This window comes from Neptuniibacter sp. CAU 1671, assembly GCF_029222905.1.
Lineage (GTDB): Bacteria > Pseudomonadota > Gammaproteobacteria > Pseudomonadales > Balneatricaceae > Neptuniibacter.
The window spans coordinates 1-14,444 of the sequence record NZ_JARHUE010000008.1 but is presented as its reverse complement, the minus strand read 5'-3'; the positions used below and the strand labels follow the sequence as shown (position 1 = coordinate 14,444).

The following is a 14,444-nucleotide window of genomic DNA, read 5'->3' as shown; positions in this document are numbered from 1 at the left end:
GTTAACCGGCTCATTCAGTTTTTTAAGCTTTCTCCCTTTTTCAGCTCAACAGATCCGATCAATTAACGGTAGAATGGCGCTTTCAATTAAGCCGCTGTCACTATCATGCCCATCGAACACCTGTTGCTGTTGCCCCTCCATACTGCCGGTACTGAGATTCAGGTTGTGCCTTCTCAAAGCACATCGGCTCAATTTATCTTTGAAAAATTGCGTAACAGCTTCGACCGGCGCAGTAATCTGCAACATGGTACGCTGGCAGACGCCGCACATCCTGTAGCTGACCTTATTAAAAATCTGCCCCGTCACAGTGAGCGCGAAGAACTTCTGAGATCACTGGCGCAACAGATCAAAGTCACCTGGCAACCCCTGCTGGAACAGGCAGAGATTAAACCCAGTGCAATCATTCTTGCCCTTTACCGGGACGCTGTAAGTCTGCACCTGATGATTGCCGTAGCGGCAGAACAGCCCGTATTACTGCTGACAGCCCAGGGAGAACCAACATTTAAGCAACAACTGGATCTGGAGCATCCGCAACAGGCCGTTAAGGTCAATCTGACAGCGTTACAGATGGAACAGGAGGGGCACCTCTGTTTTATCGGTCCTAAAGCAAAAGCAGATGATGAGCACAGTATTTCGCGCCTTACCGGTTGTTCTGAAACCATAGCTGCTAAAGAAGCCACCCACGACCTGATCAAAGCCGCGGCCGATTACTGTGAAACGCATCAGCTGGGCAGCCGCACCGCTGAAGCAATGGATCAGGTTGTTGATTATATGCAGCAGCAGAAAAAGGAGCGCGAGCCGGTGGCACTGGAGGATGTGTCACGCCTGTTTGAAGTCTATATCCCACCGGAACAGGCAGAAACCCATGCCGGCGCATTTGGCACCTTTGCCAAACAGGGGCCTTACCGCCTCAGCGATCAGTTTCAGCCACACAACCTGACCCTGAATCGTATTGGACGCCTGCAGGCACGTACCGGCAGCTGGAAGCTTGAACTGGCACAACAGGCATTAGGGCTTATAAACAGCCAGCAGGATGTGTTGTTTGATCCGGAAAACGGCCGCCTTATACTGAAAAACCTGCCCCCGGCCCTGAGACAGCAGCTAAGTGCTGCGACCGGGGTGGATTATTCAGAGTAACCAGCCACTCCACAACGCCACTGTCACAGCGGACAGAAGCGTTGATAGTACAACGCAAAGCGAAGTTTCCTGTTCACTGACGTCGTAGCGCAGTGCCACAACATGTGCCAACGCACCGGTCGGCAGAGCAGTCAGCAAGACCGTCGCCAGCAGCCAGTTGGGATCATCCAGGCCAAATAACAGAAAAACACCCAGGGTCATCAGCGGCTGAAAAAACAGTTTAACGACAATCAGCCACACCATCTCCAGCTTACAGTTTTTAAGTGCGGCAAATTGCAGACCCGCGCCGAGACAGAACAGAGCGACAGGAATAGCTGAAGGCGCCATGATCTCCAAAGCGCGGGTCAGAACTGCGGGTAAAGGAATAGACAACCAGGAAGCCAGCACCCCGGCCACGGTGGCCAAAAAAACCGGGCTGCGCAACAGCGAACGGTCCAGTGTTTTCACCAGTGCACTGACACCCGTTCCCTCTCTACGCATCACTTCAATCACAATCTGGGCACCACCGATGATGAACAGGTTGCCGACCAGAATCATACAAATCATCGGGCCATGTGCCTGCTCACCTAACAGCGTCGTTATCAGCGGAATGCCCATGTAAGCAAAATTTGCAAAGGTGCCGTTCACAGCACGCATCACATGCTGTTCCGGCGAGCGGGTCTCAAACCAGAGTTTTGCTCCGGCAATCGCCAACAACCCTGTAGCAACTGTTGCCAGCAAAAACGCACCGATGTAGCCAGGCTGCAGCAGGCTTTCCAGTGGAAGCCGGTAGGCAGATAAAAATAGCAATGCGGGCACCGCGATATAAAACACAAAGCTGTTCAATGCCACCAGCGAATGTGATGCCAGCAACGTACGACGCGCAACGTACCCTACGCCGATCAGCAGAAACAGGGTCAGAATGGTTTCAAATCCAGACATGTGATTTTGATCTACACTAGACGGGCTGCCATTAAATCAACTCGTCGGCTTGAGTTCCAGTCAGGTGAAAAACATTTTATTGTGCACCGCACAAAAAAATCTTGACATTAAACCCTGAATGCCTAAAATCAGACTCATTGTGCAGTGCAACATAATTTAAAGCAGGAGAACACACATGACTAGCAATGTTGATTTTCAGAAATCTTTCGACACCATCAAAAGCCTGATGGAACTGCAGGCTTCTGCTATCACCAAATCGATCGAGCAGCAGAAAAAATCCGGTGAACAACTGTCTGCTTTCTTCAAAGAAGAAGCAGAAAAAGCGAAAGACGTTAAATCACCAGAAGACCTGATCAAGTTCAATATGGAAGCTAACAAAGCTCTGTTTGAACTGCTGAAAAGCCAGGGTGAAGCGTTCACCAGTATCGCGAATGAAACCCGTGAAGCTGCAATGGCTGAACTGCAGGCAATTACCAAGTAATTGATGCTTTAAACACTCGCATCGCAACAAGTTTGTAGCCTGAACGTTATAGACCTGAAGCGTGACAGAATGCCCCACTGATACTCTCTGTGGGGCATTTTTTTTGCGGCTGTTTCACAGCATTCAATCCGGGTCTTATTGCCTGGCTCAAACACCCGATACTATTCAAGCAAAAACAGTGTGCAGAAAACTTGCACGTTGGGTAATGCCACTGCGCCAAGCTTCAAGACCAGGATATTTGTTGCCCAGGTACAGTTCGGGAAGGCGGAATATCAGGTACTCCAGGGCAACAGCCACTGAAATATCCCCCAATGTGATTTGCTCTGCTTCTGCATAACCATCAATGCAGCTCTCAAGCCGATCCAGTATCCGGTGAATAGCCCGCCCACGACGTTGGCTAAGGATCGAATTATTTGCTTCCTCGTTGAGGTATTTCCTGGAAATCACCGTGGTGAATGATGCATCCATCAGCCCTTGTCCTAAACCTGCAAGATATAACACCTGCTCTTTTGTGCTATCCGGAATAAGTGCTGGATTGAGCTGTTGATCGTTCAGAAACATTGCAATCAGTATCGATTCAGATAGCGCCGTACCGTTGTCTGTAACCAGTGTTGGAATTCGACCGGCAGGGTTTTCTCTAAGCAGTTGTTCATCGTCGCTCCAGGGATCACACCAGCACAGTTCCACCTGATCAACCAACCCTTTCTCCAACATAACAATGCGGGCCATACGGGCATAAGGTGATGTCTTATTCAAAAAAAGTCTCATAATGGCTCCTCAAATTCAGTTGGTTGTGCAGGCTGGCTTTGCAGCCATAAAGTGACTAAAAACGATCAGCATCGCTCCGAGAGCCAAAACAGCACTGCCGGTATAGAACAGGAAATAATAACTTCCCCATACCCCATAAAGTGCCGACATGGCATAACCGGAACCCGCCTGAGCAATCGCAAAGATTGCCGTGGCATAACCCCAATAGCGTTTATGCTCGGCTGGCCCGACCAGCTCTGCAATGCGACCGGACGTAAGAGCGACGACCCCCGGCACCATCGCACCCACAATGAACGAAGAGAGCGTGCGACTCACCAGAGCAATGGACAGTAGCGGTAAGCCAACAGCAAGTGCCTTAGCGATAAAAGCCAGGGTAAGGCCATGCTGCCAACCGAGTCGTTGCGCGACCCAACCCACAAGCAAAGGGCCACAGGCTGCCCCCACACCAAACACTGCCCACTGTATTGAAGCAACCTCAGTACCAAGATGTTGCTCCCGAGCCAGATAATCGACCCAGAAAACAGTGTGAGGAACGAACCCGATGGCATCCATAGCATAGGCTGCCATCACCAACAGTATCGCCAGTCCAACACCTGCTTTCTGTGTCTCGGAGCGGTTCAATCTGATTGCTGTTTGCAGTGATGACTCAGCCAGCCGCCACAGGTTTCGATCACAAATCAAGCCAACCAGTAACACCAGTGCCCCCAGGGTTAGCCAGGTCGCCGTCAAACTTACCTCTATAAGCAGAGGCACGACCAATGCAGATAACAGGGCACCCAGGCCAATACCGGTGAACACAAAAGCCCCAACTACAGCCCGACGTTCCTGAGGCGTTCGTGTTAAAACCGTCGCAGGCCCCACCACCATCAGGATGGCACCACAGGCACCGGCTATCAGTCGCCAGACAAAGAACCATGCAAAGCTGGCCGGTGCTGCGCAAAGCATGAAGCTCATTGCAATGGCGATAAAACATATCCCCAATAAAGCCCGTAGTGGCAATTGTTCTGAGAGGCGATGAGCAGATAAAGCCCCGATCAGGTAACCCAGCAGATTGGCCGCGCCCAAATATACCGCCTGGCTGTCACCAAACCACCCTGCCTGTATGAGTTCGGGCAGCAGTGGCGTATACGCAAAACGGGCAACACCTATACCAGCCAGTGTGGTTGTTATTCCGGTCATCACTGCCGGCAGATCGGCTCTCTTGATCATGGCTTTGTACTTCCTGGTAAACCTGTGATTTGCATCCTGTCAGTGCAAGCCAGATCGATATGAACATGCGCTTGCCCTTCTCAGACACTTAGCTCTGATAGTTAGGCTACCGTACAATTATTTTCATTAGTAATGATTTAAAATGATCATTAATATCATCTTTAATGATACTTAGACTGCAGGAAAATATGTGATGCAATTAAAGTCCCTCCAGCTTTTTATGGACGTGGTTGAAACTGGCAGTTTTCTATCGGCTGCTGAACGGCGCCATACCGTGCAATCCAACGTGACAGCACATGTTAAGAAACTGGAGGCAGAGTTAGGCGCTCAACTCTTTCATCGCAAAGGGGGGACGAGACTGACGAGTGCAGGTAGTACACTCGCCAGCTATGCAAAGCGCATGTTGCAGGACCATGACGATGTTCTGGGGTTGTTTCAGCGGGGTAAAGATGCTCCAGGCAGACTACGTCTGGGGGCCATGGAAACCACCACGGCAGTCAGGTTACCCAGCATACTGACAAAGTTTCACCAGACGTATCCGGAGATTAAGTTGACGGTAGAAACTGGACCAACCGCGGAGCTGATCGCCAGATTGCTTGATGGTGGTGTGGATGGAATTTTTGTTGCAGGTCGTCCAGAACATGATCGTTTTCATCTGATCAGAGCATTCAGGGAACGTTTGGTATTAGTCGGGCCGCACTCAATGACCGAGATACCCTCTGCAGGGCAGCTTCTGGAGACAACGTTTCTCGCCTTTCGCCAGGGTTGCAGCTACCGACAGCGAATAGAACTGTTCCTTTCGTCACAGGGCGTTACCGCAACCAGAATCTTTGAGTTCGGCAGCATTGATGGCATCCTGGGCTGTGTCGCTGCAGGCATGGGCTATACACTGCTGCCACTTTCAACCGTCGAAGCACATCGTCAACGCTTCACTATTGATTATCTGGAATTGCCGTCGGAGCTAAGCGAGCTGGATACCTACTTTGCAACGGATGAGCCAGACACCTGGAGTCCTGCAATGGAGCGTTTTGTTGCAGAGTTAGAGGCATATTGATTAACCCCTCTAGTCTGTACTACTGATTAAACCCTTCGATACAGCCCGGTAGGAGACTCTGGGTTAAGGTGTTGAAGTCCGGTTCGGTTCAAAGCTGAGTCAGTCTTTAACTGGCCGGCTGCTGTGAGTTGTTCCAGTCAATACAATCCTGCAGAGTGACACCGTTTCCGCCAAAGATATCCAGCGCACTGCCAATGGTCAGATCGACTCTGCCCTGCGACAGCTCATGAACCTGTTGCAGGTCCGCCAGATTACGTGCCCCACCGGCATAAGTCACAGGAATCGGTGACGCTTCGCCCAATAAAGACACCAGTTCAGTATCAATACCGCCCTGCAGGCCTTCAACATCCGCGGCATGAATCAGAAACTCTGCGCAGTGTTCTGCCAGTGTCGTCAGCAACTCGGCAGTGACCTCTGTTTTGGTGACGGTTTGCCAGCGGTCGGTTGCGATGCACCAGCCCTGTCCCACCCGACGGCAGCTCAGATCCAGCACCAGACGTTCGGCACCTGTGACAGCTTTGATCTGTTCCAGGCGTTCCCAGCTGAATTCACCGTTTTCAAACAGATAGGAGGTCACAATGACGTGAGAAGCACCCGCTGCCAAAAATTCAGCCGCATTATCGGGCGTCACACCCCCGCCAAACTGCAATCCTTGAGGCCAGGCTGCCAGTGCAGACAGTGCCTGCTCTTTATTGCCGGGACCCAGTGCAATCACATGGCCGCCCTGCAAAGCATGCTGGCGGTAGAGGTCCGCATACCAGGCTGCATCATGGGCACTGACAAAGTTGGTTCTGGCACCCTGATCGGTCAGACTGCCGCCAACGATCTGTTTTACCTGACCCTGATGCAGGTCGATACAGGGACGGAAAAGGGTCATGTGTGATTACTCCAATGAGATCTTGAACGCCGCGCATTGTAACAAAAGCATCAGGGCGGTGGCAGAATATAAAGGTCTTTGACCAGCACCAGCTCACAGGCACCGTTACCCGTATCTTCACGGGTTAGAGAACTGCGCCAGCGCCAGCCATCTTCAGCTCTGGCTTCCACCAGCTGACCACTGAAATGCACCAGATCACCGGCCTGCACCTCATCCATTTTACCGGCAACGTAATCATTGGCAGGAATCAGATGCATGTTGGCGCTTTGAGTTTCAATCTGTCGGCGGGGTATTGGAAAACGTTCGGTACGCCAGAAGTAAAAACGGTTGCTTTGGCTGATCTCAATACGGGAGAGAATGGCGGAATCTGACATCTCGCCCCAGCCCAGCGCCAGATCCATCGGTGACAGATCCGCCTCGCGACCAAAACGATAGTTCTCACGGCCCAGCACCCGCGCCTCTAGGCTGAACTCGGCCAGAGGCAGCAGCAGGTAATCACCGACGGTGACCAGTTGGGTATCCTGTGGAAGGGTTTGCTGGGGTGCGCCAGAAACAAGCACACCCGAGCGGTGAACCGGGGCGGGTTGTTCCCTGTGAAAAAAAAGGATGGTGCCCAAGAGCACCATCGCAATGATCAATATGCGTAACATGCCACACCCGGTTACCCGAAGTTTGGCCTCAGTTTAGCAAATCAACCGGAGTCTGACTGCCTTGGGTATCACCGAGCAGATCCGGCGCCTGGCTAAGGCCTTTACGGACCCACTTCTGCCATTGCAACGCTTCACCTTTGCAGAAGCGTTTGATACTGCGATACAGCGCCTGAAACTCAACCGCATCAATAAAGAAAAACAACAGCCAGGCCACCGGTGCCAGCCAGAGCAGATTGCTATGTTTATCGCGTTTGGGGTCAGTCAGTACCTGCAACCAAATCAGACAGCTCATCACCATAATCACACACAGCAATGGCAGATAATCCTGGGTGTAGATTGTGTAACTAAAAAATACCGTCATCAGTACAACTTCAAACAGCAGCAGCAGTTCGGCGTAAAGTGCTACCGGTAGCAGTAACCAGCTCAGATAAGGACCGGGACGGCTACTGCATTGGAAAAACAGCGAACGGTGTCGGAAAAACGTCTGCAGGCGGCCAAACTTCCAGCGCAGACGCTGGTTACACAGCCCTTTCCAATCCGCCGGACCTTCGGTGTACACAACTGCATCATGCGCGTACCGGGTTTTGTATCCGTGCGCCAGAATACGGGTGGAGATCTCAATGTCTTCGGTAATGATGGAATGGTCAAAACCACCCAGCTGCATCAGCACATCACGACGGTAAGCCGCCGCGGCACCACCAATGATATAAACAGAATTAAAGACAGAGTCACCGCGCTTGAAAAAGAACCCATACAGGTATTCAAGCTGTTGCAGACATTCGATGGAACGCGCACGGTTACCGATAATCACATTGCCCGCAACGGCGGCCACGTCAGACTCGGAAAAACGGTTTACCAATCGACTGATTGCCTGCTTATCCAGCACGCTATCCGCATCAACCGTCACGATCAGCTCACCGGTGGCGATCTCCAGACCCTGATTCAACGCCCGGGCTTTACCCCCGTTTTCAAGCTTCAGATACTGTACATTCGCACGCTGAGCCGGAGTCAGAGACTTTAAAAAGCCCTGAATCTGCTGATCGGTACCGTCTGTTGAACCATCATTGATCACAACAATTTCCAGATTGGCGTATTCGCTGTGCAATGCAGACTTAAGGGTTTTTACAATGCCCACCTCTTCATTCCAGGCGGGAATCAGAACCGATACCCGTGGCAAAGCCCCCATAAAAATGGGCCGCGCCTGGGTCAGGCCGTAAAAAAGCGACGCCAGCAGTTGAATTACGTACTTCAGCGCCAGCGGCACAAACAGCAGCAACATAATCCAGCGAAGCGGTGTAAAAGCAATATCAGTCTCTGGCTCGGTGGTCCAAGCCATGTAGAAAACGGTCGCCGTCAAAAGATAGAATGGCGCCAGTTTATAAAACCATTTGACGCGACTGGAGAAGTCGTTAGACATAGCAACAATCTACCTGCAAGTTAAGTGAGATCGGGCGTTGAAGGGGTTAGCCATCCAGGCAAAATTTTTCGCGATTATGCATTTTTTTGCAGATATAAGATATATGCTGCAACGCATAAAAAAAGTCTAATATCCGCTCTGAATGATTCAGCCTGAACCCGATGCAGAAATTTCGAATAAGCATGGCGAACCGCAACTGAATAAGGTCTTAATTTATTTGTCTCTGATCAGAGACAAAACAGAGATCCGCTGTAAAATCCGCTATAATGCGGCGCAAAATATACGGCGTAGTGCGGCTATAAACAGGTGATAACAATGAAGATTTGGGTGGATGCTGACGCCTGTCCGGTGGTGATCAAAGAAATACTCTTCAGGGCCGCTGAACGGGTTCAGATTCCGGTAACACTGGTCGCCAACCAAAACCTGCAGATTCCCAATTCACGCTTTGTCAGCATGCTGCGTGTCGAGTCTGGATTTGACAAAGCAGATACAGAAATCGAAAGCCGCGTTGCACCCGGCGACCTTGTAATAACCGCAGATATTCCCCTGGCGGCTGACGTATTGGCAAAAGGCGGTTTCGTGCTCAGTCCGCGGGGTGAGCAGTACACCAAAGAGACCATTGGCGCGCGACTGAATATACGGGATTTTATGGATACCATGCGGGCCAGTGGTGTGAATTCCGGTGGACCACCAGCTCTGAATCAGCGCGACCGTCAGCAGTTTGCCAACCAGCTTGATCGGCTGCTTGCCCGGTATGCGCCCAAACCAAAAACCTGATCTGTATTAACTGGGTGGGATATTCTGGTTAACCCTGAGCAGGTTTTCCGGATCATATTTTTTCTTGATGGCTGCCAGTCGATCATAATTATCGCCGTAGGTGGCCCGGATACGGGCCGGAGCTTCATCCATCATAAAGTTGATATAGGCACCATCCCGGTTATGCGGATGAATCTCTTCCCAGTAACTCTGGGCCCATTCGGTGAGACGGCCCGCTTTCGCCGGGTCCGGATCAATGCCTGCAATCACCATTGACCACATGGCATCACGGCACTCCCAGGCGGTTTCCTTGCGCCCTACCCTATGTACCGCGCCATCGATCAGATACAGGTGCAATAGAGAAAGTTCTAGCAGTACTTCCTGCGTAAATTTCAGATAAACATCCATCGCTGTATCCGTCAGCGTATAGACATAATCGCCTTTCTAATACCTTTGCAAACCGATGGGCGACATGCCACAGATCTCTCAGCGGGCGTGGAAAGGAAACCTGAAAGGCTTCTCTAAAAACGGTGACCTCTGACATAGCGGCTACCTCTGGAATGACCTGAAAATCACCGGAGATAGCCCGGCACCACCGAGATGTGCAAAAAACGTACAAAAACATTCAAGCGCCAGATCGTATAAAACATGAACAATCAGGATTCGGACCCTGTCCAAGTAACGCAAGCATAAAAGGAATTTCACAGCATCAGATGGATGCAGGCTTGCAGGGAAACCACCCGGTATAAGACACAACCACAACAACACACCGGGGCAACATTGACATGACGGTCAAATGATAGGAACTCTAGCCATGAAAACATCACTCAAAATGCTGCTGCTCAGTGCAGCCTTCGTCCCCTTCACCGCGTTTGCCGACGATGTGACCGATAAGATTGCAGCACCTTTTATGCAGCCTCAGGCAAATACTGCTGAAGAGATTAACAAGGTCATCGAAACCAACCCAACCTACGCCGGTTCCAGCGTTGTGAAACAAGATGATATGAGCAAATACGCGCTGCGCGGCACACTGGAAGCAGGCTTTTCACCTACTCCACGTTAAAGCGTTGTCCCCCATCACCCCCTGTACTCTCTCTGCAGGGGGTGATTTATTTTCAGGTTCTGCAAATCAGCTTCCAACCGGAAGTGCGGTTGTATCTCTGGGTGACTTCAGCACAAACGAGGAATGCACACCCGATACACCCTCAACCCGGGTGATCTTGTTCAGCAGAAACTGTTGATAACCGTCCATATCCTCCACTACAACCTTCAGCAGATAATCGGCGTCCTGCCCGGTAATCAGATGACACTCCAGTACTTCCGGCAGCGCAGCCACCGCCTGTTCAAACCGGTCAAACCGTTCCGGCGTATGTTTATCCATACTGATATGAATAAACGCCATCAGTTTCAGACCCAGCTTGCGAGCGTTAAGGCGGGTGGTATAACCATCGATATAACCCTCCTCCTCCAGACGGCGCACCCGGCGCAGGCAGGGTGATGGCGACAGGTTCACCGCTTCGGCCAGTTCCTGATTGGTGATTCGCCCATCCCGTTGTAACTGACGTAAAATTGCCTGATCAAACGCATCAAGTTTCATTTATTGCTCACATATCTATATAAATAGAATTTAGTTGCTTATATAAGCCAATAATACGCAATAATAGCAACATAATTCCAACCATATAGCAGTAAAATGCTCTCAATCTGAAAAAAGCAGCAAGCCACAAGCTTGCGGGTGTCACCTGAAGGCTTACATCCAGTCACCCGGTGCACCCGCTTTTTTCAGGTCTGAACCTATACCTGATGGAGAAAGAGATGCTCAGCAACCCCGCCACCAAATACAGCGCTTTTGCACCGGTGAAACTGGAAAACCGCCAGTGGCCAAACCGGACCATTGAACATCCACCGATCTGGATGAGCACCGACCTGCGCGATGGCAACCAGTCGCTGATCGATCCCATGTCCGTTGAAACCAAACTGCGTTTCTTTGAAATGCTGGTGGAGATCGGCTTTAAAGAGATCGAAGTCGCCTTCCCGGCCGCTTCCGATACCGACTTCAATTTTGTGCGTCGTCTGATTGAAGAAAACCGTATCCCGGATGATGTCACCATTGAAGTGCTGACCCAGGCCCGTGAAGACCTGATCAAACGCACCGTAGAGTCGCTGGTGGGCGCACGTCGCGCGATTGTGCATATGTACAATCCTACTGCGCCGGATTTCCGTCGTATCGTCTACAACACCGATGTGGCTGGCGTAAAAGCGATTGCCGAACAAGGCACCCGCTGGGTCAAACAGTACACCGCGCAGTACCCGGAAACCGAATGGGTCTTCCAGTACTCCCCTGAAGTGTTTTCCGGTACTGAATTGCCAGTGGCCAAAGAGGTGTGTGATGCTGTCAGCGCCATCTGGCAGCCAACGCCTGAACGCAAAATGATCATCAACCTGCCCGCCACGGTTGAGATGTCTACGCCCAATATCTATGCGGATCAGATCGAGTGGATGCACCGTAATCTGGCCCGTCGCGAGAGCATTCTGATCAGCGTCCACCCGCACAATGACCGCGGCACAGCCGTCGCCGCAGCAGAGCTGGCGGTAATGGCCGGTGCTGACCGGGTTGAAGGTTGTCTGTTTGGCAATGGTGAGCGTACCGGCAACGTGGATATCGTCACCCTGGCGCTGAACCTCTACACCCAGGGCGTACACCCGGGGCTGGATTTCTCCCGCATTGAACAGATCCGCCGTACCGTGGAAGAGTGCAACCAGATCCCGGTGCACCCGCGCCATCCCTATGCGGGCGAGCTGGTGTTTACCGCCTTCTCCGGTTCGCATCAGGATGCGATCAAAAAAGGCTTTGCCCAGCGTGATCCTGAAGGCATTTGGGAAGTCCCGTACCTGCCTATCGATCCGGCCGATCTGAACCGTGGCTACGAAGCCGTGGTGCGGGTAAACAGCCAGTCAGGCAAAGGCGGTGTCAGCTTCCTGTTGCAGCAGCAGTACGGGCTTGAACTGCCGCGCCGCCTGCAGATCGAGTTCAGCCGGGTGGTGAAAAACTTCACCGACGCCAAGGGTCAGGAAGCCACCAGTGCCGATATTCTGGCGCTGTTTGAGCAGACCTACATCAAAGCAAGCGGAGCTTATGACTTTACCGATGCCGATCTGACCACCCACAGCCACGGTGACAAAGGTGCCACTGAGGTTGAAATCCGCTATCAGGACAACGGCCAGCAACGTACTGTCAACGGCATTGGTAACGGCACCATCGACGCAGCGATTAAAGCTCTGGGTCAGCCGGTACAGGTAATCGACTACCACGAACACGCCATCGGCAGCGGTGCAGCGGTTGAAGCCGCCTGCTATATCGAAATGCAGATTGACGGTGGCCCGGCAATCTTTGGTGTGGGCATCGACCGGAATATTGTCAGTGCCGCGATCAAGGCACTGTTTACCGGTCTGAATCGCAGTCAGTCGGTACAGGAAGCAGAACGACAGGCAAGCTGAATTCCTATACAACGAAAAAAGGCGCATTGTTATGCGCCTTTTCTTTTGCAGTGCTCACGCTATAACTCTGCGAGTTACAGAATAGCCAAAGTAAGCTTTAAAACCTGTCAGCAATTAACCACTGTCGTGCCCGCTATATGATCGTGACCACAGCGTCGTTGTTTGCCAAAGATGATCAACACATTGGCGATGGAGAGAATTTGGCCAATAAAGGGGACCTGCCCGAGCAGAAAATAGATCCCATACCTTTTTAACAGGTGCTCTTTTACAGTTGGCAGCTCACCCGATAGCGATACAATTTTGATTCCCATTGCTCGCTTACCCACTGTCTGGCCACTACCAGTCAGTAGCTTCCCATTGATAATAATAAAAACAACGATACTCAGCAGGCCTATCAGCAACGAGTAAACGATCGAAGGCTGCACACCATCCTTAATCCCATCAAATCCCCCGGTTATGTACATCATAGGCACGATGAATAACAACAAAATGAAGGTATCTATCAGAGAGGCCCACAACCGTTTCCAGCGACTGGCTTTGTTTAACGCGGCATCCGTAGTGGGTGTTACATCTATTTCGGTAGTTTCAAATTCCATTTTGCGTATTTCCTTGTTGGTTGATTGTAAAGTTAACGCCTGGCTTTGCGGTATGTCGTGGTGCAGCGGGGATGCGTCTGCTTATAGCCGAAAAGGATGTGGTGGCCGCTCAATCTGGCAACCCATCGAATTCTGGCACGTCCCCTAACTTCCCCTGCCACGACGCCTTGCTGGATAAAAAGATGTGTGCCGTTGGCTGCAACGTGATTTCAGTGTCCAAACAGCCTGCAGGAACGACGAGCAAACCTTCGATCTGAGTGCTGGGCAGTGCTGAGCCACAAAACTTACAAAAGCTTTTGTTATGGCGAGTACCTGGCAGCGTAAAACTAGTTACAGCGTTTTTACCTGCCAACCAAGTCAATTTAGCTGACTGCGAAAATAGATTTGCTGCATGAGCCGACCCCGTGTCTTTTTGGCAGTGCTGACAGTGACACAGGTAAAAGCTGTCAAACTCACCTTTTACCAAAAAGCTTACGGTGCCACACAGACAGGAACCTGAATAATCAGACATCAAAATTTTTTCCACGGTCTATGGATGGAATACACATAACGCTTAGAGCAGTTGAAGGCATTCCACGTCAACTGCCTGTTTTTGTTAAATGTCTTACCTGTTTTACTGCCAAAGTGATGGCAACCAAGATTGCACAAACCTCTAACACTATAAAATTCCATGTTTCTATCCAGCCCCCTAACTCAAGCAGAGTAATGTTGCAGCTATCCAGTCCATTTACACACTCGTCACTACTTGCATGAGGTATGACCCAAACTTCAATGAATAAAGTTGCGGTCCATGAAAGGAGAATGGCTACTAACAGGCATAAATAACTCTTTAATAGGCCAAACAAACCGGATCTGGCTTTTGTGGAGACTGAACCTACAAAGCAACCTAGTCCAACAAGAAATGGCCAACCATAAAGACTAAGTAAGATTGAAACTGACACCTAAACATCCTTGGATATTGGTCCTACCCACAAAAAGTAGACACTAGGTTATGCGCATTTGCGCTCATACTCTGCCGGACTGACATAGCCCAAAGCCGAGTGCCTACGTATGCGGTTATAAAATACTTCGATGTATTCG

The 14,444-nt window shown here is 50.9% G+C and carries 17 protein-coding genes; 6 read left to right on the top strand and 11 right to left on the bottom strand.

Features of this window, described 5'->3' with window-relative positions; all coding sequences use genetic code 11:
• The first annotated feature begins 105 nt into the window (after positions 1–105).
• Complete coding sequence (locus tag P2G53_RS12565; RefSeq protein ID WP_275817762.1) at positions 106–1,137, top strand: nucleoid-associated protein; 1,032 nt, start codon at positions 106–108, stop codon at positions 1,135–1,137.
• Here the strand turns inward: P2G53_RS12565 and P2G53_RS12560 are convergent.
• Positions 1,129–2,058, bottom strand: coding sequence for an AEC family transporter (locus tag P2G53_RS12560; protein WP_275817760.1), 930 nt, complete (start codon positions 2,056–2,058; stop codon positions 1,129–1,131). The genes P2G53_RS12565 and P2G53_RS12560 overlap by 9 nt on opposite strands.
• Positions 2,059–2,233: 175 nt before the next feature.
• Between P2G53_RS12560 and P2G53_RS12555 the strand changes: the two genes are divergently transcribed.
• Positions 2,234–2,539, top strand: a complete 306-nt coding sequence (locus P2G53_RS12555) for a hypothetical protein (protein ID WP_275817758.1) — start codon at positions 2,234–2,236, stop codon at positions 2,537–2,539.
• A 165-nt stretch (positions 2,540–2,704) separates the two neighbouring features.
• Here P2G53_RS12555 and P2G53_RS12550 read toward each other — a convergent pair whose 3' ends face one another.
• Both P2G53_RS12550 and P2G53_RS12545 read right to left on the bottom strand, forming a co-directional pair.
• The gene (locus P2G53_RS12550) at positions 2,705–3,307 is read right to left on the bottom strand and encodes a glutathione S-transferase N-terminal domain-containing protein (RefSeq protein WP_275817756.1); all 603 of its coding nucleotides are present in this window, start codon (positions 3,305–3,307) and stop codon (positions 2,705–2,707) included.
• A 15-nt stretch (positions 3,308–3,322) separates the two neighbouring features.
• Positions 3,323–4,516: a YbfB/YjiJ family MFS transporter gene (locus tag P2G53_RS12545; RefSeq protein ID WP_275817754.1), complete on the bottom strand. Its 1,194-nt coding sequence runs from the start codon at positions 4,514–4,516 to the stop codon at positions 3,323–3,325.
• Between the two features lie 193 nt (positions 4,517–4,709).
• Between P2G53_RS12545 and P2G53_RS12540 the strand changes: the two genes are divergently transcribed.
• Entirely contained in the window at positions 4,710–5,570 is an 861-nt protein-coding gene (locus P2G53_RS12540) for a LysR family transcriptional regulator (RefSeq protein ID WP_275817752.1), read from the top strand.
• 106 nt (positions 5,571–5,676) lie between these two features.
• Here the strand turns inward: P2G53_RS12540 and hisA are convergent, their stop codons facing one another.
• From hisA to P2G53_RS12525, 3 genes are read right to left on the bottom strand one after another with little or no spacing between them, the layout of a single operon-like run.
• Positions 5,677–6,447: a phosphoribosylformimino-5-aminoimidazole carboxamide ribotide isomerase gene (gene hisA, locus P2G53_RS12535; RefSeq protein WP_275817750.1), complete on the bottom strand. Its 771-nt coding sequence runs from the start codon at positions 6,445–6,447 to the stop codon at positions 5,677–5,679.
• Positions 6,448–6,497: 50 nt separating this feature from the next.
• Complete coding sequence (locus P2G53_RS12530) at positions 6,498–7,097, bottom strand: hypothetical protein (RefSeq protein WP_275817748.1); 600 nt, start codon at positions 7,095–7,097, stop codon at positions 6,498–6,500.
• A 28-nt stretch (positions 7,098–7,125) separates the two neighbouring features.
• A complete protein-coding gene (locus tag P2G53_RS12525; protein ID WP_275817746.1) occupies positions 7,126–8,514 on the bottom strand; it encodes a glycosyltransferase in 1,389 nt (462 codons plus the stop codon).
• Positions 8,515–8,829: 315 nt separating this feature from the next.
• Here P2G53_RS12525 and P2G53_RS12520 point away from each other — a divergent pair, with 315 nt between their 5' ends.
• Complete coding sequence (locus P2G53_RS12520; protein ID WP_275817744.1) at positions 8,830–9,291, top strand: YaiI/YqxD family protein; 462 nt, start codon at positions 8,830–8,832, stop codon at positions 9,289–9,291.
• Positions 9,292–9,297: 6 nt separating this feature from the next.
• Here P2G53_RS12520 and P2G53_RS12515 read toward each other — a convergent pair whose 3' ends face one another.
• Positions 9,298–9,678, bottom strand: coding sequence for a BBE domain-containing protein (locus tag P2G53_RS12515; RefSeq protein WP_275817742.1), 381 nt, complete (start codon positions 9,676–9,678; stop codon positions 9,298–9,300).
• Positions 9,679–10,084: 406 nt separating this feature from the next.
• On the opposite strand from P2G53_RS12515, the gene P2G53_RS12510 reads away from it, so the two are divergent.
• Entirely contained in the window at positions 10,085–10,333 is a 249-nt protein-coding gene (locus P2G53_RS12510) for a hypothetical protein (protein ID WP_275817740.1), read from the top strand.
• Between the two features lie 66 nt (positions 10,334–10,399).
• On the opposite strand, the gene P2G53_RS12505 is transcribed toward P2G53_RS12510, so the two are convergent.
• A complete protein-coding gene (locus P2G53_RS12505; protein ID WP_275817738.1) occupies positions 10,400–10,867 on the bottom strand; it encodes an Lrp/AsnC family transcriptional regulator in 468 nt (155 codons plus the stop codon).
• Positions 10,868–11,085: 218 nt separating this feature from the next.
• Between P2G53_RS12505 and leuA the strand changes: the two genes are divergently transcribed.
• Positions 11,086–12,768, top strand: a complete 1,683-nt coding sequence (gene leuA, locus P2G53_RS12500; RefSeq protein ID WP_275817736.1) for a 2-isopropylmalate synthase — start codon at positions 11,086–11,088, stop codon at positions 12,766–12,768.
• Between the two features lie 107 nt (positions 12,769–12,875).
• Here leuA and P2G53_RS12495 read toward each other — a convergent pair whose 3' ends face one another.
• From P2G53_RS12495 to P2G53_RS12485, 3 genes are all read right to left on the bottom strand, one after another.
• A complete protein-coding gene (locus tag P2G53_RS12495) occupies positions 12,876–13,364 on the bottom strand; it encodes an RDD family protein (RefSeq protein ID WP_275817734.1) in 489 nt (162 codons plus the stop codon).
• Positions 13,365–13,473: 109 nt separating this feature from the next.
• Complete coding sequence (locus P2G53_RS12490; protein WP_275817732.1) at positions 13,474–13,875, bottom strand: GFA family protein; 402 nt, start codon at positions 13,873–13,875, stop codon at positions 13,474–13,476.
• A gap of 478 nt (positions 13,876–14,353) precedes the next feature.
• Positions 14,354–14,444, bottom strand: a 91-nt coding sequence (locus P2G53_RS12485) for an IS3 family transposase (protein WP_275817948.1), incomplete at its 5' end; no start/stop codon positions are given.

Excerpts from the sequence above, each read along its gene's own strand:
- P2G53_RS12565 (WP_275817762.1), top strand. The coding sequence starts at position 106 with ATGCCCATCGAACACCTGTTGCTGTTGCCCCTCCATACTGCCGGTACT.
- P2G53_RS12560 (WP_275817760.1), bottom strand. The coding sequence starts at position 2,058 with ATGTCTGGATTTGAAACCATTCTGACCCTGTTTCTGCTGATCGGCGTA.
- P2G53_RS12555 (WP_275817758.1), top strand. The coding sequence starts at position 2,234 with ATGACTAGCAATGTTGATTTTCAGAAATCTTTCGACACCATCAAAAGC.
- P2G53_RS12550 (WP_275817756.1), bottom strand. The coding sequence starts at position 3,307 with ATGAGACTTTTTTTGAATAAGACATCACCTTATGCCCGTATGGCCCGC.
- P2G53_RS12545 (WP_275817754.1), bottom strand. The coding sequence starts at position 4,516 with ATGATCAAGAGAGCCGATCTGCCGGCAGTGATGACCGGAATAACAACC.
- P2G53_RS12540 (WP_275817752.1), top strand. The coding sequence starts at position 4,710 with ATGCAATTAAAGTCCCTCCAGCTTTTTATGGACGTGGTTGAAACTGGC.
- hisA (WP_275817750.1), bottom strand. The coding sequence starts at position 6,447 with ATGACCCTTTTCCGTCCCTGTATCGACCTGCATCAGGGTCAGGTAAAA.
- P2G53_RS12530 (WP_275817748.1), bottom strand. The coding sequence starts at position 7,097 with ATGTTACGCATATTGATCATTGCGATGGTGCTCTTGGGCACCATCCTT.
- P2G53_RS12525 (WP_275817746.1), bottom strand. The coding sequence starts at position 8,514 with ATGTCTAACGACTTCTCCAGTCGCGTCAAATGGTTTTATAAACTGGCG.
- P2G53_RS12520 (WP_275817744.1), top strand. The coding sequence starts at position 8,830 with ATGAAGATTTGGGTGGATGCTGACGCCTGTCCGGTGGTGATCAAAGAA.
- P2G53_RS12515 (WP_275817742.1), bottom strand. The coding sequence starts at position 9,678 with ATGGATGTTTATCTGAAATTTACGCAGGAAGTACTGCTAGAACTTTCT.
- P2G53_RS12510 (WP_275817740.1), top strand. The coding sequence starts at position 10,085 with ATGAAAACATCACTCAAAATGCTGCTGCTCAGTGCAGCCTTCGTCCCC.
- P2G53_RS12505 (WP_275817738.1), bottom strand. The coding sequence starts at position 10,867 with ATGAAACTTGATGCGTTTGATCAGGCAATTTTACGTCAGTTACAACGG.
- leuA (WP_275817736.1), top strand. The coding sequence starts at position 11,086 with ATGCTCAGCAACCCCGCCACCAAATACAGCGCTTTTGCACCGGTGAAA.
- P2G53_RS12495 (WP_275817734.1), bottom strand. The coding sequence starts at position 13,364 with ATGGAATTTGAAACTACCGAAATAGATGTAACACCCACTACGGATGCC.
- P2G53_RS12490 (WP_275817732.1), bottom strand. The coding sequence starts at position 13,875 with ATGTCTGATTATTCAGGTTCCTGTCTGTGTGGCACCGTAAGCTTTTTG.